The sequence below is a fragment of the Streptomyces sp. NPDC007025 genome (genome assembly GCF_042869455.1).
Lineage (GTDB): Bacteria > Actinomycetota > Actinomycetes > Streptomycetales > Streptomycetaceae > Streptomyces.
The window spans coordinates 1-20,552 of the sequence record NZ_JBIAFT010000022.1 but is presented as its reverse complement, the minus strand read 5'-3'; the positions used below and the strand labels follow the sequence as shown (position 1 = coordinate 20,552).

The 20,552-nt window shown below is 74.9% G+C and carries 15 protein-coding genes; 2 read left to right on the top strand and 13 right to left on the bottom strand.

Annotated elements, in window-relative coordinates; all coding sequences use genetic code 11:
• Positions 1-13 precede the first annotated feature (13 nt).
• The 8 genes from fxsT to ACFYMO_RS31040 form a co-directional block, all read right to left on the bottom strand.
• Complete coding sequence (fxsT, locus tag ACFYMO_RS31075) at positions 14-3,034, bottom strand: FxSxx-COOH system tetratricopeptide repeat protein (protein WP_388550703.1); 3,021 nt, start codon at positions 3,032-3,034, stop codon at positions 14-16.
• A gap of 61 nt (positions 3,035-3,095) precedes the next feature.
• Positions 3,096-4,445 carry an aKG-HExxH-type peptide beta-hydroxylase gene (locus ACFYMO_RS31070; RefSeq protein ID WP_366774714.1) on the bottom strand — a complete coding sequence of 450 codons (1,350 nt, stop codon included), beginning with the start codon at positions 4,443-4,445 and terminating at the stop codon, positions 3,096-3,098.
• Positions 4,432-4,794, bottom strand: a complete 363-nt coding sequence (locus ACFYMO_RS31065; protein WP_366774715.1) for a hypothetical protein — start codon at positions 4,792-4,794, stop codon at positions 4,432-4,434. Before ACFYMO_RS31065 ends, ACFYMO_RS31070 begins: the two co-directional genes overlap by 14 nt.
• A 231-nt stretch (positions 4,795-5,025) precedes the next feature.
• The gene (locus tag ACFYMO_RS31060; protein ID WP_388550700.1) at positions 5,026-8,232 is read right to left on the bottom strand and encodes an SAV_2336 N-terminal domain-related protein; all 3,207 of its coding nucleotides are present in this window, start codon (positions 8,230-8,232) and stop codon (positions 5,026-5,028) included.
• Between the two features lie 7 nt (positions 8,233-8,239).
• A complete protein-coding gene (locus tag ACFYMO_RS31055) occupies positions 8,240-9,295 on the bottom strand; it encodes a MoxR family ATPase (RefSeq protein WP_019354553.1) in 1,056 nt (351 codons plus the stop codon).
• Entirely contained in the window at positions 9,292-11,592 is a 2,301-nt protein-coding gene (locus tag ACFYMO_RS31050) for a trypsin-like peptidase domain-containing protein (protein ID WP_388550697.1), read from the bottom strand. The genes ACFYMO_RS31055 and ACFYMO_RS31050 overlap by 4 nt, the downstream gene beginning before the upstream one ends.
• Positions 11,593-12,113: 521 nt before the next feature.
• Positions 12,114-12,521, bottom strand: coding sequence for a CU044_2847 family protein (locus ACFYMO_RS31045; protein ID WP_366774718.1), 408 nt, complete (start codon positions 12,519-12,521; stop codon positions 12,114-12,116).
• Between the two features lie 195 nt (positions 12,522-12,716).
• On the bottom strand, positions 12,717-14,162 hold the full coding sequence (locus ACFYMO_RS31040) for an amidase (RefSeq protein WP_366774726.1): 1,446 nt from the start codon (positions 14,160-14,162) through the stop codon (positions 12,717-12,719).
• A gap of 102 nt (positions 14,163-14,264) precedes the next feature.
• On the opposite strand from ACFYMO_RS31040, the gene ACFYMO_RS31035 reads away from it, so the two are divergent.
• Positions 14,265-14,915 (top strand): TetR family transcriptional regulator C-terminal domain-containing protein, encoded by a 651-nt coding sequence (locus tag ACFYMO_RS31035; RefSeq protein ID WP_366774719.1) that lies wholly within the window; start codon positions 14,265-14,267, stop codon positions 14,913-14,915.
• A gap of 135 nt (positions 14,916-15,050) precedes the next feature.
• Here ACFYMO_RS31035 and ACFYMO_RS31030 read toward each other — a convergent pair whose 3' ends face one another.
• From ACFYMO_RS31030 to ACFYMO_RS31015, 4 genes are all read right to left on the bottom strand, one after another.
• Positions 15,051-16,127 (bottom strand): helix-turn-helix transcriptional regulator, encoded by a 1,077-nt coding sequence (locus ACFYMO_RS31030; RefSeq protein WP_366774720.1) that lies wholly within the window; start codon positions 16,125-16,127, stop codon positions 15,051-15,053.
• A 1-nt stretch (position 16,128) separates the two neighbouring features.
• Positions 16,129-17,157 (bottom strand): DUF4097 family beta strand repeat-containing protein, encoded by a 1,029-nt coding sequence (locus ACFYMO_RS31025; RefSeq protein WP_366774721.1) that lies wholly within the window; start codon positions 17,155-17,157, stop codon positions 16,129-16,131.
• A 304-nt stretch (positions 17,158-17,461) separates the two neighbouring features.
• Positions 17,462-17,650 carry a DUF6104 family protein gene (locus ACFYMO_RS31020; protein WP_360302757.1) on the bottom strand — a complete coding sequence of 63 codons (189 nt, stop codon included), beginning with the start codon at positions 17,648-17,650 and terminating at the stop codon, positions 17,462-17,464.
• Positions 17,651-17,812: 162 nt separating this feature from the next.
• Positions 17,813-18,025 carry a hypothetical protein gene (locus ACFYMO_RS31015; RefSeq protein ID WP_360302754.1) on the bottom strand — a complete coding sequence of 71 codons (213 nt, stop codon included), beginning with the start codon at positions 18,023-18,025 and terminating at the stop codon, positions 17,813-17,815.
• Between the two features lie 482 nt (positions 18,026-18,507).
• On the opposite strand from ACFYMO_RS31015, the gene ACFYMO_RS31010 reads away from it, so the two are divergent.
• Positions 18,508-19,461: a sensor histidine kinase gene (locus ACFYMO_RS31010; RefSeq protein WP_388550691.1), complete on the top strand. Its 954-nt coding sequence runs from the start codon at positions 18,508-18,510 to the stop codon at positions 19,459-19,461.
• Here ACFYMO_RS31010 and ACFYMO_RS31005 read toward each other — a convergent pair.
• On the bottom strand, positions 19,434-20,243 hold the full coding sequence (locus ACFYMO_RS31005; RefSeq protein ID WP_366774724.1) for an HAD-IA family hydrolase: 810 nt from the start codon (positions 20,241-20,243) through the stop codon (positions 19,434-19,436). The two genes, ACFYMO_RS31010 and ACFYMO_RS31005, sit on opposite strands and share 28 nt — an antisense overlap.
• Between the last annotated feature and the right edge of the window lie 309 nt (positions 20,244-20,552).

Below are 20,552 nucleotides of genomic sequence, written 5' to 3'. Positions count from 1 at the left end.
CCCGGCGGACGGGTCAGCCCAGGTACGGCTCGTAGTCCCAGTAGGGACGGGTGCGCTGGCGGGCGGCGAGCGTGTGGTGGTGCTGGGCGCCGAGCGAGTGGGTGAACCGCTCCAGAGCCGTGTTCTCCAGCGTGCGGGCCTCCTCGCGGCGGCGCAGCGAGCGCAGGTCGCCCGCGTGGGCGACCATGCACGACAGGGTGAGCGGATGGTCCTCGCCCAGTGCCCGCCGGGAGCGCTCCAGAGTGTCGCCGCTCAGCTCGTAGGCGTCCTCCAGGGCTTCGCTGAAGTTGCGGCCGCCGCTGGCGTTCAGGGCGCAGCCGAGGGTGGTGGGGTGGTCGGCGCCCAGCAGGGTGGTGAGGCCGGCCAGCGCCTGCTCGAACATGTTGAGCGCGCCGTCGCGTTCGCCCTCCGCCTGGAGCACCAGGCCCGCGTTGGACTGCATCGCGGTGGGGACCGGGTGCGCCTGGCCGAGCAGCGAGCGGAATCCGTCCTCCGCCTCGATCAGCAGTTCCCGGGCCAGGCCCACGTCCCCCTGCTCGCGCAGGAAGTTGCCGTAGTCGGTCAGCAGCGACAGCGTGGAGTAGTGGGTGCGGTTGTGCACCTTCTCGTGCTGCTCCAGCAGGAGCGCCATGGCGGTGGCGATGTCCTGGCCCGGGGCGCCCGCCCTGCGCTGGCACAGCAGCAGGTTGTGCCGGGCCATGAGGGTCTGCGGATGCTGCGCACCGAGCACCTGCAGGTGGAGCCGCATGCCGAGTTCCTGCCGGGCCAGCGCCTCCTGGTAGCGGCCCATCAGCCGCAGATCGCGGGCGCTGGCGTTGCCGGAGGCGAGGGTGTGCGGGTGCCGGGCGCGCAGTTCCTGCTCGCGTTTGCGGAGGGTGTCCAGGTCCGTTTCGTAGGCGTCCTCGTAGCGGCCCAGTAGCCGCAGGCCGACGGCCAGATTGTGCTGGGCGAGCAGGCTCGTCCACTCCAATGGGCCGTAGAGCCTACGGGAGACCTCGACCACCTGCTCCTGCAGCTGGAGCGCCTCGTCGTACTGCCCCAGCAGCCGCAGATCGGAGGCGAGGCAGCTGGTGGCGTCCATGACGGCCTCCTCGTGGAGGCCGTCGGCGTGCGGCATTCCGCGCAGCCGCTGCAGCCGGGCGCTGTCGAGTACCTGTGCCTCCCGGAAGCGGCCCCGCTGGCGCAGCAGATTGCCCTGGAGGGTGGCCAGGGCCAGCATCTGGTCCGCCGCCGGGTCCAGGAACGTCTCCCAGTCCGCGCGGATGCTCTCGGCCAGCTCGGAGCCGACGCTGTACTCGCCGCTGGCGAAGCAGTAGCGCAGACAGTTGAGCAGCATCTCCTGGACGCGGCGCTCCTTGCTGGCGGGTGCCGCCGAGGCCACCAGATGGGGCAGCATCTCGGCGTACCGGCCCCACTGACGGCTGTCGTTCGGCGTTCCCGGGTCGGCCTCGACCAGCAGCCGGTGCACGGTGTCGCGGTAGACCTCGTCCTCCCGCCCCCGGGTCAGCTCCCCGATGACGCTGTGGACCACCTGGTGCATGTGCACGGAGTCGTTCTGGTCGACGTCGCCCATCGCGGGCGTGCGGGCCTCGCGGGTGAGCACCGAGTAGTTGACGAGGGAGTCCAGGGCGCGGGACCAGCCGGAGCGGTCGCTGCTGAGCCAGCGCAGGCTCTCGGGGAGTTCGCCGGACGGGATGGCGCGGGCCAGGCCCAGCGGGATGCGGCCGGGGGCGAAGACCGAGCACAGGGAGAGCAGCTCGACGGCGCGCGGCTCGGACTTGCGCAGCTTGTTGAGCAGCATCGACCAGGAGGTCAGGGACGAGTACGGGTAGTCGTCCGGCATGGTGTTGCTCTCCAGCCGGGTGAGCCCGACACCGCGCACCATGCGCAGGTACTCGGGCACCTCCATGCCCTCCTCGCCCAGCCAGGCGGCGGCCTGCGCGAGCTGCAGCGGAAGGTCCTGGAACTCGCCCGCCACCTGGTCGGCCTGCTCGACGGTGATGTGCGGGGCACGGCGCATCAGGTAGCCGGTGGACTCGGCCCGGCGGAAGGCGCTGATCTGCTTGATGTCGGTGCCGGCCCGCCAGCTCTTGTTGCGGGAGGTGATCAGGACGTGCCCGCTGCCGCCCTGCGGGAGGTAGCCGGCCGCGTCCTCGGGCTCCTCCCAGCCGTCGAAGATCAGCAGCCAGCGGCCGGAGGGCTCGTTCCGGCGCAGCGCGTCGCGTACCGCGCGGACCCGCTCACCGACCTCCCCCGAGCTGTCGAGGCCGATCTCGGCGGCGAGCGCGCCGAAGGTGTCGCGCTGTGTGTTGCGCTGGTCGCAGTTGACCCACCAGACCACGTCGTAGTCGGGGGCGAAGCGGTGCGCGTACTCCGCCGCGATCTGCGTCTTGCCGATGCCGGCCGTGCCGACCAGGGTGCAGACGGCGGCGCCGTGCTCGGCGTCCATCAGCCGCTGCTGGAGGTCCCCGAGGATGACGTCGCGTCCGGTGAAGCGGCCGTTGCGGCGCGGCACCTCGCCCCAGACGGCGGGGGGATCGTTGGGGTAGCGGCTGGCGTAGCCGGGCTGCGGGACGGGCACCCGGCGGGGCCGCAACCCCAGCCGGTTCAGCAGCCGCCGCTCGGCCTCCTCCTCGCCGACGCCCCACAGGTTGACCGGCTCCAGTACGGCGGTGGCGGGCAGCAGTTCGCGGTTGGTGAGGTTGACGGCGGCGAACTCCTCGGCGTGCTCGGCCACGTAGCCGCGCAGCACGGCGTTCCAGTCGGCCTCGGTGCGCGGGCCGAGCTGGAGGAACAGATCGCTGATGACCAGCAGGACCCGTCCGGTGGCGAGCTGGAGGTCGCCGAGGGCTTCGTCCAGCGGCTGCTCGCGGTCCGGGTCCCAGCGCTGGAGCGTGGTGCGGTGCCCGTGGCTCTCCAGCCGGTGCGCGATCCAGTTGCCCCAGCCTCGGTGATAGCCGGGAAAGACCACCACGAAGTGCTCGGGCTCCCCTCCGGGCGGCCTGCCCCGAGCCGTTTCCCGCTGAGCGACCATGCCTGCGTTCTCCCTCGTCCAGCAGCCGTCGCCGCCCCCGCGGGCGACGTGTACGGCGAGATTACCCAAAGTGACCGTTCGTCAGCCTGTCTGCTGCGTTTTCCGCGTTGCCGGCCGGGTCACCGCGTTCCGCGTGCTCCGCGGCGCGGACGGCCGGCCCGCCCGGGGAGCCGAGCCGCTCGTGGCGGCGGCGCATGCCCTCCACGAACTCTGTGCCCTGCCGTGTGAGTTGACCAGAGCCCAGAAGGAGGAAAAGAGCGTGGTCGACCTGGGCCCGATAGTCCGCGGCGCGGCGCCGGGCGGCGGCGCGCTCGGCTGCCGGGGACGCGGCCCGGTCCGCGAGCCTGCCCCACAGGTCGGCGAGGGCCAGATGCGCGTAGGTGCCCTGCACGACGGCGCCCAGCGGTCTGGGATCGCTGCGCCAGCCCACCCGGTAGACGGCCTCGGCGGACTCGTGGTCGAGCCGTACGACCCCGCCCAGTACCGCCAGCTTGCTGTGCTGCACCTCGTGGACGAGCACCTCCGCCATCTCCTGCGGCGACTCCGGAAGGGTCGTCAGCACCGCCCAGGGCGCCGCCAGCCGGGTGGCGCTGGCCCGCCCGTCGGGCTTCCACCGGACGGGGACCACGGTCCGTACCAGGGCCGCCACCTCGGCGGCCCGCTCGGGGTCGGCGTCACGCAGCAGGGCCAGCGCCCGCGTCCACAGCTCCCGCCACTCGCGGGCCTCGCCGGGTGCCGTCACGGTGGTCGGCAGCAGGCCCGCGAGCCCGGCACGGCCCTCCTCCCGGGCGAGGTGCGGGTCACGGTCGTCCAGGACGGCGCGGCCGCCGGGCAGCCGGTTCAGTGGACGCCAGGGCCCGGCGGGCGGCACCTCGTGGCGCAGCAGGGCGCCCCGCGCCAGGGAACTCGGCGCCCCGTCCGGCGGGGCGAAGGCGACGGTGCCACCGTGTGCCGCGACCCGCACCCGGGGCGCCGCGCACAGATACGCGCCGAGTCCGGGAAGGGGGAGCCGTCCGGCGGACACCGGCAGGTCGAGCCGGAAGTCGGCCCCGGCCGCGAGGGCGACGGCGGCGGCGAGCGCGCCCAGGTCGGCGACGGCCGCCGCGAAGTCCTCCCCGGGCGGTGCGGCGAGCGCGTGCGCCAGCCAGTTCCCGGCCGCCGGGGAGCCGAGGGCGCGGCGTGCCGCGGCGGGGTCGAGTTGCTCGGCGTCCTCCAGCAGCGTCCAGTGCGCGTGCAGGGCGCGGGCCGCCGGGTCGGGGAGCGGGGCGCGCTCGGCCCGGGTCAGCAGGGTCTTGAGCAGGACGAGGCGTCTGCTGTGCAGCCAGCCCTCCAGCGCGGCGGCCTCTCCCGGTGCCGGTCGGGTCTCCCCCATCCGGCGCAGCCGGGGGTCCGGTATCTCAAGAGGGTTCATGGCGGCCCACGCCGTCTCCCGGGCCCGCGGGCGGGTCGGAGACGCCGTGGACCGGACCGGAGGTTGACCGGATCGCGCCCCGTTTCCGACCTGTCCTCGGGGTGTTCACCTGAGGGGTGCCGGAGTGCCGACGCTCGACCTGGCCGCCCTGGGTGCCGGACGAGCGCCACACCCGCGACAGTTCCTCGGGAGCGTGCAGCGCGCTCTCCACCGCTGCGGTGACGGCGGGATCGTCGCAGGTCCGAAGAGCGCGCAGGGTCACACCCGTCAGATCGGGCAGGGGTGGCTGCGGTGCGGCAGCGGGCCCGCGGCCCGGGCTGCGGACGGTGCCCTCGGTCCGCTTCGGCACGCTCTTCTCCTCCCTGGGGCCCCGCTCCGGGGTCGTGACACGGCTGCTGTCTCTTTCCCGAGGCGGATAGCCGGAAACCCGCGCGCGTGGCGCCGCCCCCGCATTCGGCCGGTCCTCGTCCTCCCCCGTGCACCGCATCGGTTCGTCCCCCTTCGCTTCCGGGTCTGCCGGTCCTTCGCCCCTCGGTCCGTCGTCGCCGCCCGCCCGCCGTACCGGTCGGGCAGGGCCCCGTCACCCCGCCAATTCGGTCATCCGCTCCCGGGTGGCGCGCACCTCGGCCCAGGGGATGTCCGCGAGGTGACCGGCCAGCAGCTGCCACTCGGCCTCCGCGGCGCGGTAGTCGGCCAGCGCCTCCGCGGTGCGCCCCTGGGCGCGGTGGAACTCGGCCCGCCCGTGCAGGGCCCTGGCCGCGGTGAGGGAGCCGCCGGTACGCGTACCGGACAGCTCCTCCAGTGCTCTGCCGTACTCGCCGGCCGCCTGCTGGACCTCGGGAGCGCCTGCGGGGAAGTGTGCACGCGCCGCGGCCAGCCGCAGCCACGCCTGTGCACTGCTCTCGGCCTCCGGGCTCTGGCGGGCTGCCTGCTCGAGCAGGTGGCACCCCTCGTACAGGTCGGGCAGGAAGCCCTCGCGTTCGTAGCGGAGCAGCAGGAGGCGGCCCAGCAGCAGCCCGGCCCGGGCCACGGTGGGGCTGCCGGTGGGGGCGCGGGTGAGGGCCTCACGCAGCGGACCCTCCGCGCGCGCGAGGGCACCGATCTCGGTGAACAGCATCTCGCCCCACTCGACGAGCAGGTCGCCGCGCTGCGCGCTGTCCCGGTCGGACAGCCGTTCGGCCTCCGCGTACGCCGCGTTCGCCGCCTCCAGGTCCCCGGTCTCGCGCAGCACCCGGGCGCGCTCGCGGACGCAGCGCAGCCGCAGTCCGGAGTGCTCTCCCGCCAGACTTCCGGCGCGTGTCAGCACGTCGAGGCGCTCCTGCGGCGGAACGCCGCTCAGCCGCAGCGCGGCCGCCAAGTCGAGGAGGGCGCCGCAGTGCTGCGCCCGGTGCTCCTCGTGGTGCTGTCCGGGCACCGCCGCGGGCCGGGGTTCGGAGGTCGTGGGGGCACCGGAGGGCTCGGGGGACCCGGGGGCGCGGTCTGCCAGCATGTCGCTCGCTTCGCGGAGTTCGCCGGCGGCCTCGGCGGCCGCCCGGTGACGGTGTTCGGGCGCGGTCCGGGCCAGTGCGAGCAGCACCCGGCCCAGCCGGAGTTTACGGGTGCGCTCGGCGTCCGGCGGGAGCGACGGGTCCGTCGTGTCCCGCCCGGTCGCGGTGGTGCGTCCGGCCAGCGAGCGCAGGAGCCCCTCGGCGCGCAGCAGGTGCCGGGTGCCCGCCGGGTCGGGCGCCGCCTGCCCGCCGCGCGTCTGCCACAGCGAGTACTCCACACCGGCGCGCTCCAGCAGTGTGCCGGGGGCGTCGCCGGTCAGCAGTTCGGCTGCCTCCCGGAGCAACGGCTCGGCGCCCTGTGGGCTGCGGCGTACGGAGGCCGTGCCGGCGAGGGCGTGCAGCACCCTGCCCAGGGCCAGCCGGGCGCGGAGGCTGTCGTGGTCGGCGGTGCGGGCGGCCTCGCCCACCGAGCGGGCGCGGTGCAGGAGTTGGCTGTCGCCCTGGTCGTGCCAGCGGCGCAGCAGCCGCTCGGTCTCGGCCACCTGGTCGACCGCGGTCTGCTCGGGCAGGTAGAAGCGGACCACTTCGGCGGGGATCGTCGCGAACATCTCGTCCCCGTCCTCGGCCTCGTCGAGCCCGGTGGCGTCCTCCGCAGGCCCTCCGGGGGGCCGGACCGGCTGGGCCGGGCCGGTGCGGCCGGAGAGCTGGGCGACGGCCACTGCGGCGAAGTTGCGGGTGCCCTTGCCGAAGCGCTGCGCCACATAGCCGGACAGATGTTTGAGGATGAGGACGGCGGCGCCCTGGTCGAGCGACTGCAGCAGCAGCTCCCGGACCCCCGGCGCGAACGCGTAGCGCGGCCCGGACGGTTCTCCGCGGCCGTCGGCCGCCTCGCCGCGGCAGTGCGGGCCGTCCTCCTCCGGCAGCCGGGTCAGCAGTCCGGACAGCAGCACCTCGGCCAGCTCCATCGGCCCCGTGTCGGGCAGCATCGCCTCCTGCACCAGGTGGATGACCGGCAGCAGCAGCGGCACCACCGCCAGGTGGACGGCCAGGTCGAGGGCGCCGGGTGAGGCGCTGTTGCGGAACTCGCGCAGCAGGGTTCGGGCCGGTACGCCGCCCGGGGAGGTACGCGGCGCGGGCATCGCCGGGTGCCTGGGCAGCACCCAGGCCGCGGCACCGGCGACCGCCCGCTCGCTCTCGGTGCCCAGCAGCCGCGCCCAGTTGCCCAGTGCCTCGGGGGTGGGCAGCAGCACCGGCACCGGCACCGCGTCGTCCTGCTCGGGCACGGCGAAGCTGTCCGGCTCGAAGGTGACGCGCCCCCCGGCGCCGCGCTCGCGCAGCAGCAGACCGGGCTCGGCCGGCAGCGCGGTGCGCGGCCACAGCCGGGGCGGCAGCGGCTGCACCACGGCCAGCGGGGAGCGCCCGGACCAGTGATGCAGCAGCCGTTGCGCGCGGCCGTCCTGCCACAGCGCGCCGACGCAGTCGCTGACCACGAGGGTGAGCCGCCGCCCGGTGGTGTCGCGGTACTCGTCGGCGGGGCGCAGCCGCGCGGTCCCGTCGGCGGGACCGGTGCCGATGAGCGGGGCTCCGTCCGGGGCGCGGTGCAGATAGCGGACCTGGACGTCGCGGAAGGCGCCGAGCTGCTCGAAGGTCTGGCGCAGCCGCTCCAGGGTGGGCTGCCACACGGACGCGGTGGGTGAGGCGTCCATGAGGAGCTGGATCTCGCTGTAGCGGCGTTGCTCGGTGCCGAAGACGGGCAGCACGGTGGTGGAGCGAGCGCTCAGGTCCGCGGTGGCTTCCTCGTCCAGCGCGCCGGTGGCCAGGGGCAACGGCGGCCGGTAGCCGTGCAGCGGGCGCAGCGCGTGCTGCAGTTCCAGCAGTCCGGACAGCGCCCCCGCCGCGGGTGCCCGCACCGGGAAGCCGGCCGGCGGGGCACCGCCGTGCCGGCGCGGCGCGAACAGCGAGACCGGTGCCGTGCGCTCCTGGACCGGGGCGGCGTCGGTTTCGGCGGCGTCGTGGTCCTCGACTGGGGGCATGGGGGGCTCCGGCTGCGGCGTCCGGCTCCCTTGGTAGCGGGGGCCGGTGGAGTCCGCGTCGGGTTCCCGTGCAGGTCCGCCCGAGGCGAAGCGGGCGAGCCACAGTGCCTCGGCGAGCTCTTCCGACCCCGGCTCCCGGCCCGCGGCACGCAGCCGTGCCACCAGTTCCGTGACGTCCTGCCGGTATCGCTGCGCGGGCCCCGGGTCCGCGGTGGACGCCCGGCCGCTGCCCGGAGGCCGCCGCGGCGGGGTCGACGCCGCACTCATGTCACGGTCACCTCGGGCGGTCGAGCGGCCGCAGCAGCATCTCGGCGAGCCGGTCGCGGGAGACCCGCTCGACGCCGGAGGCGTGCTGGGTGAGGAACAGGGCGTTGAGGAGTTGGTCGGTGGCGATGACCTGGCCCGGCTGGCGCCGCAGGAACCGCTGGACCAGTTCGGCGCCGTCCTCCAGCGCCTCCTCTCCCAGGTGCGCGAGGACCATCGCGGCGAGCTGCTCGTCGCCGGGCGGTTTGAGGTCGAGCTGGATGCAGCGGCGCAGCAGCGCGGCCGGGAAGTCCCGCTCGCCGTTGGAGGTGAGCACGATGAACGGAAAGGCGGTGCAGCGCACCCGGCCGCCCTCGATCCGGGCCCGGTCGCCGTCCGCCGTCAGCACTTCGGTGACCGGCTCGCGGTCGGCGATGCGCTCCAGTTCGGGAAGGGTGAACTCGCCGTCCTCGAGGACGTTCAGCAGGTCGCTGGGCAGGTCGATGTCGCTCTTGTCCAGTTCGTCGACGAGCAGCACCCGGGGCAGCGGGACTCCGCCCGGCTCGGCGGGGCGGGCGGGCAGCAGCGCCGTACCGAGCGGGCCCAGCCGCAGGTAGGACCCGATCGGCGGACGGGCGGACGGTGTGCCGTCCCCGGCCACCGCACGGTCCAGTTGGACGTCCTGCAGCCGGCCGATGGCGTCGTAGTGGTAGAGCCCGTCCTGCAGGGTGGTGCGGCTGACGATGGGCCAGCGCAGCACCCTGCCGAGGCCCAGTTCGTGTGCGACCGCGTGCGCGAGGGTGGACTTCCCGGTGCCGGGATTGCCGGTGACCAGCAGCGGACGGCGCAGGTACAGGGCCGCGTTGACGGCCTCGACCTCCTCGGGGCGCGGGTGGAGGCTCTCCACCAGGCGGCGCCGGGCCCCCAGCCGCCGGGCGGTGTCGGCGCCCTCCGGACCGTCCCCGCCGTCGGGAGAATCCGGGCCGGTTCCGGCGCCGGTGAAGTCCCGCCAGGGCGGCGGGTCGGGCAGCTCGCGCACGGCCTCGTGCGGCACCCCCGCACCGCGGTAGATGCGCCAATCGCTCACGGTGTGCTCCTCAACGCTGTCGGCGGCCTGGGCATGAGCGGTGGTTCGCGCAGCGGTCCGTCCCCCGAGGTCCTGTGGGGCGGATCGTAGAGCAGGACGATATGCCGTGCCCAGGCCGACGAGGGATCAATTGGCGTGCTGTTGACGCCTGTTGACTCTTCCGGGTCATCGGCGGGCTCGGCGTTGCGGTTGCGCAGGGTTCTGATGTGCAGCGGGACCTGCCGCGCGGAGTGCGCTTCGGCCAGCAGTTCCGCGGCGCGCCGGTGGAACTCGGCGCAGTCGTCGTGGTCCTGGCCGTCGCCGCAGCCGTGCCGCCACAGCGCCATCGCGTGCCCCGCGCCGAGCGCCGCCGCCATGGCCCGCGCGCCCGGGCCGCTGCCGACCCGTGCGCAATAGACCGGCACCGCACCGGGCGCCGCCGCGCGCAGTCTTCCGTAGGTGGCCTGCCCGCTCTCGGGGCCGGGCGCGTCGTGCCCGGCGCCGGGCACCTCGCGGCGCAGCGGCACGGCCTCCAGCGGGCCGCCGAGGACCGCGGCGGCGCGGGTGCGGCACTCCGGGGTGAAGCCCTGGTCCTTGCGCGTCCGGTCGCGTACGACCACGAGTCTGCGCTGGCCCAGCGGCATGGTGTGCGGGTTGAACGGGTCGTCGGGGTCGTAGGGGCGGGCCCGCCACCCGTCCACCGGTTCGTCGAACAGCGGGCGGGGCAGCATGAACTCCACCGCCGCGAGGTGGTCGTCCACGTCGCACTGGTCGAGCGCCTGCGACAGCGCGGCGCGCACCGCTTCCTCCAGTCCGGAGCGCGGCGCGTCCTCCCGGCTCTGCTCGACGGTGATCTCCTCCCGTTCGCCGTCCTCACCCGCGGCCTGGTCCGCGTCGGGCAGGTACCCGAAGGCGGCGGCCTCGCCGGGGATGTCGTCCTTGTCGGCCGGCCGCACCAGCGCCACCCGCCAGGCGTGCCGGCCGGAACCGTAGATGTCCGGCTCTATCTCCACCAGCACGTCGGCGCGCGCCGCGGAGGCCGCGCGGTGGCCGTCCAGCACACCGGGGACCTGGGCCCGGATGACGTCATTGAGCAGGGTCCGCGCCGTGCGCTCCACCCACTCGCGCAGCTCGGCCAGTGCGCGGACCGCGCGCGGCGTACGCCCGGGACCCGATCGGTGGAGCGCGGCGGTCACCTTCGCGGCGTACAACACCACCGCTTCCAGCGCGAGGTCCGGGGACGGTTCCTCCTCGGCCGTGCTGTGGTCCCGCGGGTCGTAGAGCAGACCCGCGCCCTCCCGCCAGGAGCGCGGATCGTGGTCCCGGAGGGTGTAGGGCCGGCGCAGCACCATGTTCCGGGCCTCGTTGGCCAGTTGCAGCACCTGACCGGCCCCGGTGGGCGGCTCGACCTCGGCGAACAGCGCGTACAGCTCCGCGCGCCGGTCGACGGTGAATCCGTAGGCGGGCTCGCCGCCGGTGGGGCCCAGCCGGGCGTGCTGCCGGTGCCAGCTGTGGCCGAATCCGGTGTAGCGGCTCAGGTGGTGCCGGTCGTGTGCGGAGAGCACCTCGTGCAGCACCCGGGCTCCGCGCGGTCCCGCGTCGCACAGCCGGCGCAGGGCCGTGACGGGCGTCGCCAGGCCCGTGCCCGGCCGCCGGCCGGCTCCCTTGCTGACGCCGAGCACCGTGCCGCGCCGCTGGTCGAGCACGGGACCGCCGGAGCAGCCCTCGGTCAGCTGGTCGCCGCTGAGCATGAGCGGGCGGCCGACGACCCCGGTGGCCTTCCCGAGCCCGGTGAAGAACATCTGCTCGCCCCGGACCTCACCCGGCGCCCAGCCGTACAGTCCGATGTCCGCGGGGGTCAGCACGGAACGATCGCTCAGCCACAGGCAGTCGGCGTCCTCGGCGCCCGGCACCCGCACCAGCGCCAGATCGGGGAAGGGCCAGGGGGAGGGCGGTGCCTGGGGGTCCTCGGGGCGCGGCAGTCCGAAGGCCAGCTCTCCGAGGAGGACGGTGCCGCCCTCGCCGGCGCCGTCCGCGGTGCCGGGGCCGCCGGCGCTGCCCGCGGCGTCCCCGATCGTGATGCCGATGGCGCGCTCCCCCCTCCAGACGGGCGCGGCCCCCTTGGCGAGGACGTGTGCGCACGTGAGGACCCATCCGGGCGCGACGAAGAAGCCGCTCCCCCAGAACGCTCGCCGGCTCCTGTCGCTGCGACGGCTGTCGCCGCTTGTCCCGCTGCTTCCGTCGTACCCCTCGGGGGGTGCCCCGATGCGCACGACCGAGGCGCGGACGGAGTCGGCGAGGTTCGCGGGGGCGTTCATACAGCACAGGGCGCGCACGGCAGCACGCCGAATCGTGAACCGCCGCTTCGCACGGCTCGCACTCCTGTCACAACGCTCCCCCTCCACGCCGGGTTCCCCGCAACCCTCCAGCAGGCTAGTGGCCGCAACTGACAGGCGGGAGACGCGGGTTCGCAACCCGCCCGCCCCCGCTGCCGGTTGGGGCGGTGGCCCCCTCCACCGGTCCGCCGGATGCCGGTTCGCAGCCCGCGGGTCCACCGTCGACCGGTTCGCCCTTCGCACTTCGCCGGTCGCTGTTCGCCTGTCGGATTGCCGGTGCCGGTCGCTGTCCGGCGTTCGCCGGTCCGGGCAGCCCCCTGTCCGCGCGGCCCCGGCGGCGGGTGGCGGCCGGGGAGCGCGCGGGAGATTTCGGCGCCGGGGTGCGTCAGTCCTCGCGCGCCGACGTCGCGCCTTCGTACGCCCATGCACGCCGATGGTCCCCGCGCCCCCCCCGCGAGGGGCCGCCGGGGCGCCTTCCGCCCGCCGGGATGGCGGACGCCGGCTCACCCGTCCTGCGGCGGCGCGCCGCCGCCACCGGTACCGGAATCCGGCCCGGGGGCGGCCGGCTCGGGTTTGCGCCAGGTGAGGGTCACGGAGACAGCACCCTTGGCCTCGCCCTCGGCGAGGACCGCGGCCAGGGCCTTGCCGGACTTGACGGCGAGTTCGACGCCGAACGTCGCGCTGACCTCGTCGGGGCGCGCGTGCCGGGCGGCGGCGAGCACCGCGGAGCCCACTCCGCCGATCACCTCGTTGAGCTGCCGGGCCCGCGCGACGAGCATGTCCTGCACGCCCACGTCGTCGTACTGGAACTCCTCTGCCTCCGACGGCACTTCGTCGTCGTCCAGGACGTGCACCCTGGCCAGCACCGTCTCCCCGCCCGGCAGTGTGATCTCCCGGATCTCCCGCTCCATGTGCGCCCCCTCGCCTCTGCCGCCGACGCTCCCGTCGCGGCCCCTGCACGACCTCAACCTGCCCTGTACGAGGCCCCCTCGAACCCTCCTGGCCCTCAGGTCCCGACCGCACCGGCCGACCAGGACCGGACCTGGGTGCTGTGCCGGGCGGGACACCCGGCTCCGCGCGTCCGCCGTCCCGCGGGCGCGGCGCTCCTAGCGTGCGGCGGCGGCCGGTGCGGCGCCCGGGCGAGGGTCGACCGGGGTGAGCACGCCGAGACGGTCCTCCACCGCCTGAGCGGCGTCCAGGCACAGGTCCTCGCGGAACGCGCGCCCGACGAGCTGCACACCGAGCGGCAGCCCGTCGGCGACTCCGGTGGGCACGGCGACCGCGGGCACGCCCGCGAAGCTGGTCGCCGTGCACAGGCGCATCGCCGAGCCGACCCGCTCCCTTCCCGCCCGGTCGCGCGACTCCAGACCGGGTTCGACGGGCGGCTCGGTGAACACGGGGCCGAGCAGCAGCGGACAGGTGTCGAGGAACTCGGCCCAGGAGCGGCGGATGTTCAGCCACACTCCCATCAGCTGCATGAACTCCGCGGCGGTCGCGGGCGGGGTCTTCTCCAGCGCCATCTCGATGTAGCGGCCTCCGCCCTCGCCGAGCAGCGTACGCAGCACCGGCCAGTTGGGGGCGAACTCGGTGAGGACGATTCGCTCATACGCCTCCAGCGCCTCGTCCAGCCGCGGCACGTCCGCCACCTCCCGCACGTCATAGCCCGCGTCGCGCAGCGCGTCGGCCGCTGCCGCGACCGCGCCGCCGACCGCGGGGTGGACGCCATGGCCGCCGGGGTCGGCGACGACCGCGACCCGCACCGGCCCGGGCAGCGGCTCGCCCCGGACGGGCACCGGAACCGCCCGCGGGTCCCGCGGATCGGACCCGGCCAGCGCCTCGTACGCCAGCCGCAGATCGGCGGTCGTGCGCGCCAGGGGGCCGTCGGTGACGAGTATCTGCGAAGCCGGCCCCGGGTCGGCCGGGCCGAAGAGCCGGTGATCGGCGGGGAACCGGCCGGCGGTCGGTTTGAGTCCGGCCACACCGCAGAACGAGGCCGGGATCCGCACCGACCCGCCGGAGTCGTTGCCGAGGCCGAGCGCGGCCATGCCGGTGGCGACTGCCGCTCCGTCGCCACCGCTGGAGCCGCCCGGAGTCCGGCTCGGGTCCCACGGGTTGACGGTGTCGCCGAACAGTTCGCTGCGGGTGTGCATCCCGGCGAGGATCAGGGTGGGGACGTTGCTGTGGCCGATGGGTACGGCTCCGGCGGCGCGCAGCCGGGCCACCGGCGGCGCGTCGGCCTCCGCGACCAGATCGCGGAAGCGGGGGACTCCCATCGTGGTCGGTACGCCCTCGACGGCCGTGGTCTCCTTCACCGTGAAGGGCACTCCGGCGAGCGGACCCGGTTCCGCACCGGCGGCCCGGCGCGCGTCCGTCCGCGCCGCGGCCTCCCGCGCGCGCTCGGCCATGAGCTGAGTGACCGCGTTGACCCGCGGGTTCACGTCGGCGATGCGGTCCAGGTGGCTGCCGACCAGTTCGGCGGCCGATACGTCGCCGTTCCGGACCGCCGCCGCCTGGGCCGCGGCCGGCATCTTCCAAAGGGCGTCCCGCACGATTGCTGCCCTCCCGTCCCTGTGTCGAATTCTGTGTCGAAGTGCTCGCCGCAGCACCCTAACCCAGATCCGATACACTCGTATCGAATTAAGGAGGCGCCCCGCATGCCCAAGCAGGTGGACTACGAGAACCGACGCCGACGGATCGCCGAGGCCGTCTGCGTGCTCGCCGACGCGCACGGCCCCGAGGGGGTGACGCTGCGCGACGTGGCCGCCCACGCGGAGGTCTCGCTGGGCGCCGTGCAGCGCTGCTTCCGCACCAAGGAGGAGATGCTGGTGTTCGCCGTCGACCACGTCGGCGAACGCGTCACCGAGCGCATGCGGGCCCGGCTGTCCGACAGCCCGGAACTGTCGCCCGGCACCGCCCTGGAACACGCGGCCACCGAGATCGCACTGCTCCGCAGCGGGCACCGCGCCGAGGCCCGGGTGTGGCTCGCCTTCGTCGCCCAGGCCGCGGTCAGCGAGCCGCTCGCCGCCAGACTCCGGATCAGTTACGCGGCCCTCCAGGGCCTCCTCGCCCGCCTGGTCACCGAGGCCGTCCGGGGCGGTCCCGGTGACCCGGACGGCCCCGACAGCAGTGCGGCGTCGGTCGATCCCCAGCGCGAGGCCCGCGCCCTGCTCGCCCTCGCGGACGGCCTGACCAGCCACGTCCTCATCGGACACCTGAGCACCGAGGAGGCCGAGGACACCCTCCGCGCGCACGTGGTCCGCCTCTGGGAGCACCCCCGCACCGGTCGGGCCGCCCGGGCCGAGTGACGGCGGTCGCCAGGCCGGTGCCGGACGCCGGAGAGCCATGTGCCGGAACCTCGTCCGGGGCCGCGGGGGTCATCCGCGCCGCGGGCCAGGTTCCGGCAGGGACGGCGGGTCGTACCGGCCCGCCGCGGGCGGGGTTCAGTTCCCGCTCGCGGCGCCCTCCGCCGATCCGCCGCCCGAGGCGTCGGCTCCTCCGCCGGAACCGCGCAGCACGACCCCGATGTGGGCCGCCGCGGTGGACAGCTGCCGCCGCACCTCGCGCAGTTCGCCCTCGCCGACACCGTGGTCGCGCGCCGCGTCCCGCACGTCGTCACGGAAGCGGTCCAGGAGGCGCTCCAGATCGCGCGCCGGATCGCCGGTGGAGTCGGAAAGCGGCAGACCACCCCTGTCATCGGACTCCGCTCCGGCGGGGCCGGGGTGCTCCTCCGCGGGGCGGGGCGGCTGACCGGCGAACCGTCCCAGGTCGCCCATCTCACGGGCGAGTTCGGACATGCCGTCGCGGACGGCGCCCGACCAGTCGCCGCCCCGCATCCGGGTCTGCACCTGTTCCTGCACCTGGTGGGCGATGCGCCGCACCTCGGCGAGGGCCGCGCTGTGCGCCTCGCGCTCCTTGCGGGCCTGCTGCTTGGCCTGCTGAGCTTCTTCCTTGGCCCTGCGGGCCTGCTCCTTCCACTCGTCCTTGGCGCGGCGCATCTCCTCCTTGGCCTGGCGCCACCCCTCCTTGTCGCCGCGCACACCCTCCCAGGCGCCGCCCCAGGCGCTCTCGGCGCCGGGAGCCGCCCCGGTGGCTGCGGAGCGGCCGCGTCCGCGCCCGTTCTTGGCGCGGCCGCGGGCGTCCCGGGCCTGCTCGCGCATCTCGCGCCGCAGGTCGCTGGCCGTGCCGCTGACGTCCTCGCGGATGTCGGCGGCGAGCGCGGCCACGGAGTCGCGGATCTCCACCTCCAGCTCGGCGAGTTCGGCCTGCCGGTCGACCAGCTCGGCCCGGCCGGCCTCCGTGATCGAATAGACCTTCCGGCCGCCCTCGGTGGTGTGACTGACCAGCCCCTCGGCCTCCAGCTTGGCCAGCCGGGGGTAGACGGTTCCGGCGGAGGGCGCGTACAGCCCCTCGAACCGCTCCTCCAGGAGGCGGATGACCTCGTAGCCGTGCCGGGGCGCCTCGTCGAGCAGCATCAGCAGATACAGGCGCAGGCGGCCGTGTGCGAAGACGGGGGGCATGTCACAGGTCCTTCGCCGGAGAGGGGGTGCCCGGCTGCCCGGGCGGGTGCGGGTCGCGGGCCGGCGCCGCCTCCCGGGCGGGCGCGTCGCAGCCGGAGCCGGGCCCCTGCGCGGGCCGCGGAACCCCGACGCGGGAGGCGGCACCGGGGTCGGGACCGGGACCTGCCGGGTCGGCACCGTTCTCGGCCGCGTGCTCGGCGGCCTCGCCGGGGGGCCGGCGGAGAAGAGCGAGGCCGCCGGAGACGTTCACGGCGTGCAGCGCTCCGCGGCCGGTGCCCAGGGTGCCGGTGATGCGGTGGTCGCCCCAGCCGCCGGTGTGCAGGTTGTCGAAGGCGCTGGAGACGGCGCCGCCCGTGGTGTGCGCGTCCACGGTGAGGTCCGCGTCGTCGGGGAGCCGGAGTGCGAGCTCACCCGAGACGCTGGAGAGCCGGATGTCGGCGGGCCGGTCGCCGCGGGGCGAGGCCAGGTCGAGGATCATCGCACCGCTCACCGAGTCCGCCCTGATCTGATCGGCGGAGGCGTCGATGCAGGTCAGATCCCCGGAGACGGTGGAGAAGCGCAGCGAGCCGGAGAGCCGCTGGGTCTCCACGCTGCCGGAGACGGTGTCCGCCGCGACGGGACCGCACAGCCCGACCAGGGTCGTGTCACCGGAGACGCCGGCCACCCGGGTGCGGCCGCGGACCCCGGAGACGACAGCTCCGGCCGTGACGACACCGACCGACAGCTCGGCGTGCGCCGGCACCTGGACGGAGACCTCGACCTCGCGCCGCCAGCCCTTGCGGTCCAGCCACTTGAGGAAGCCCCGCCAGGGCAGGTCGTCATAGGCGAGGACGAGTCTGCCGCCCTCCCGCCGGACGCGCAGCGGCGGTCCCTTGACCTTGCCGATCTCGACGCGGGTGGTCGGCTCCTGGGTACCGACGACGTTGACGGTCCCGCCCACCACGCGGACCTGGAGTTCCGTCACCGGATCGTCGAACTCGATCCGCTGCGGCGTCGTGATCTCCCACGAGCGATCGTCGGGTGCGGACACTGCGCGGCCTCCCAGGCTCGGGCACTGCGGGCGCACGGGAAGGCCGTACGGAACCGGCCGTACGGCACCGCAGCGCGACGACATATCGCGTATCGCTGTGAACACGATATGTCGCGTATCGCGAGCGGTGCAAGCCTCGGGGGGCGGCGAGCCCGCGCGCACGCCCCGAACCGGCGTTCCCAGGCCCTCCCACCCCTGTCCGGCGACGACCCGCCCGGGGCGGACCGCCCCGAACCGGACCGGGCCGGACCGCGCCCGGTCCGTCGTCCGGCCGTAAGGATCTGAACGGACCTGTCCGCCCTCGTCAGTCGTCGTCTTCGTCGTCCTCGTCGTCCAGCCGCGCCAGCCAGGTCGCCAGCCGCTCCACCGGCACCTCGAAGTCGGGGTTCAGATCGACGAAGGTGCGCAACTGCTCGGCCAGCCACCCGAGGCTGACCTCCTCCTCGCCGCGCCGCTGCGCCAGCTCTTCGATGCCACGGTCGGTGAAGTACACGGTTCTGCTCCTGATCGGTCCGTACGGGGAATGGCAGTGCGACCTGCCGCCGCCTCAGAATATGCCGCGGCCCGCACCCCTCCCGCCCCGCCGGGTGGGACCCCCGGCCCGTGCGGCCGCCCGCGCCGCCGCGTCACCACCGCCGGCCGCCGTCGACCGCCGTCAGCCGCGCCGCCCCACCGCGTCCGAGGCCACACCGACCGCGACACCGAGGACGAGCAACAGGACGCAGGCGTACACCTCGTAGCCGTCGAGAAAGCCGATCCGCTGGACCACCGTCCACAGGTTGAACCGGCCGCCGGTCACCTCGTGCAGGAGACCGCCGGCGCCCTGGGCGAGGAGAACGAAGGACACGAACCCGAGAAAATTCTTCATGGCGGCAGACTGGCCCGCTCCGGCCGGCCGCCGGATCGGGCTTCGGCCTCGGCGGAGGCGACCGAAGTATGCGTCATGGCACGCGGACGTCATACCCAAGTCGCCGCCTCCCCGGCACCGGTCCCGACGGCACGCGGTCCGCCGTAGATTCGCCGCATGGAACTGCTCGGGACCGAACGCGGTGAACGACTACCGATGGTGGAGCGGCTGCGGCACCGCGGCAGCGAGCCGGTGCGCCGCGCCGCGCGACGGATACGCCGGACCCGGCGGCACCGCGAGGAGCGCGGCGCCGCCTCCCGCACCCGCCGCGGGACACGGGACCGGGTCGTCGACACCGGCGCGTTCCTGTTCGCCGGATGCTTCCTGGTACTGACCGCGGACTCGGTGGTGATCGACTCCGGCACCTCCGAGACCGCACTGTTCCTGGATCAACTGACCGGCGCACTGTCCTGCGCGGCAGGTTCCTGCGGCGTTGGCAACCGGTGCCGCTCGCCGTCGGACTGCTGCTCCTGGAGCCCTTCTCGCACTTCGTCACCGGACCGATCCTGGTGGCGCTGTTCACCGTCGCGGTCGACAAGCCGCCCCGCGTGACCGGGTACCTGGCGTGCGTGGCCTTCGCGCCGGTGCCGTTCCTCCTGGCGAACGGACCGGCGCCGGACGACCCCCGAACCGCGTCGGCCGTCACCTACTTCGCACTGGTCGCCGGGAGCATCGGCTGGGGGCTGTACCTACGGTCGCGGCGACAACTCGTCATCTCGCTGCGCGAGCGGGCCGCACGGGCCGCGGCCGAGTCGCGGCGCGAGGCGCGGGAGGACATCGCCCGGGAGATGCACGACGTGCTGGGCCACCGGCTCTCCCTGCTGAGCGTCCACGCGGGCGCCCTGGAGTTCAACCCCGGCGCCACCCCGCAGGAGATCGGGCAGGCCGCCGCCGTGATCCGCGACAGTGCCCACCGGGCGCTGGAGGACCTGCGGGACGTCATCGGCGTGCTGCGTGCGCCGGAGGACGGCAACCGCCCTCAGCCGGTGCTCGCCGACATCGGAAACCTGGTGGAGGAGGCCCGGCGGGCAGGCGCCCCGGTCGCACTCGATGTCGCGGTGGCGGGTGGTCCGGACTCGGCACCCGCGGTCGCGGGCCGCACGGCGTACCGCATCGTCCAGGAGGGTCTGACGAATGCCCGGAAGCACGGCGCGCATCCCACCGCGCCCGTCTCCGTGACCGTACGCGGCGCCTCGGGTGCGGGCCTCACCGTCGAGGTCCGCAACCCGGTGCGGCACGACGGCGCCGCCCGCGACCCCGCCGGTCCGCGGCTCCCCGGCGCGGGGCAGGGCCTCATCGGACTGGCGGAGCGCACACTGCTCACCGGCGGCACGCTCGAACACGGCAGGGACGGCGCCGACTACCGCCTCTACGCGGCGCTTCCCTGGCCGGACTGACCGGGCGGGCGGCCGGTACACGCGGGCGGCCCGCTCCAGCTAGCCGCGCCCGCTTTCCGTATGCCGGCCAGGTGCAGCACGGCGTCCAGGCCCCGGACCCCTCCGGGGGACGCTCCGGCCGGCAGGACGTAAGCGCGCAGACCCGCGCCCGCGGCGCCGCCGTCAGCGGCCGGGTGGTCACCGACCATCAGCGTCTCGTCCGGATCCGCGCCGAGTTCCCGGCAGGCCGTCCGGAAGAGCGCGGGGTCCGGCTTCTCGGTGGCGTGCTCGTAGGAATGCACCCAGCACGAGAAGTACTCGGCAACTCCATGGTGGGCAAAGGTCTCCCGCAGGTCCCAGCCGATGTTGCTGAGGACACCGAGCGTCAGCCCGGCGCCGCGCAGCGCAGCCAGTGTCGCGCCGGTGTCGGCGTACGGCACCCAGTGCCCAGGGGCGCGCAACTGCTCGTAGAGCACCTCCGCGACGGGAGCGAGCTCCGGCACCGAGGCGTACCAGGCGGTGAAGGCCCGCCGGTGAGCGGCCGCTGAGACGTCCCTGGCCTGCTGTGCCGCCACCACGGCCGGTTCGGTGAGCCCCCGTTCCAGCCCGTCGAGCAGGTGGTCCATCTCGGCTTCGCCCACCGGACGCCCCAGGGCGGCCCGGATCCGGTCCGCGTACGTGCCGATCTGGAACAGCGTGCCGGAGAAGTCGAAGAGGACGGCGCGGAGTGGGACAGGAGCCGCGGAGGCGGTGGCTCCGGCCCTGATCGGACCTTCGGGACCGCAGACAGGGACTGTATCCATCCGCACGTCCTACCACCCCCGGTGCGGCGTCGGGAACGGTCGCGGTGTGCTTGGGGGCGATCACTGGAGGTGCGGGGGCGGGGGCCGGCGGGGGTGGGTGGTGTGAGGCCGCCCATAGGGTCCGCGTCACGTACGAACCACCCTCGTATGTCCGGTATACCGGTTTCGGGGTGGGGGTGGGGGCGGCAGGACCGGTCCGGCGGGAGGGACGAGTCGGGTCGTAGGTCACATGGTTGCCGGGGTGGGGGGTGCCTCCCGCACGGTGGGCCCCACGCCGCAGACAGACCACCGGCAGCCCCGTGCCGGGTG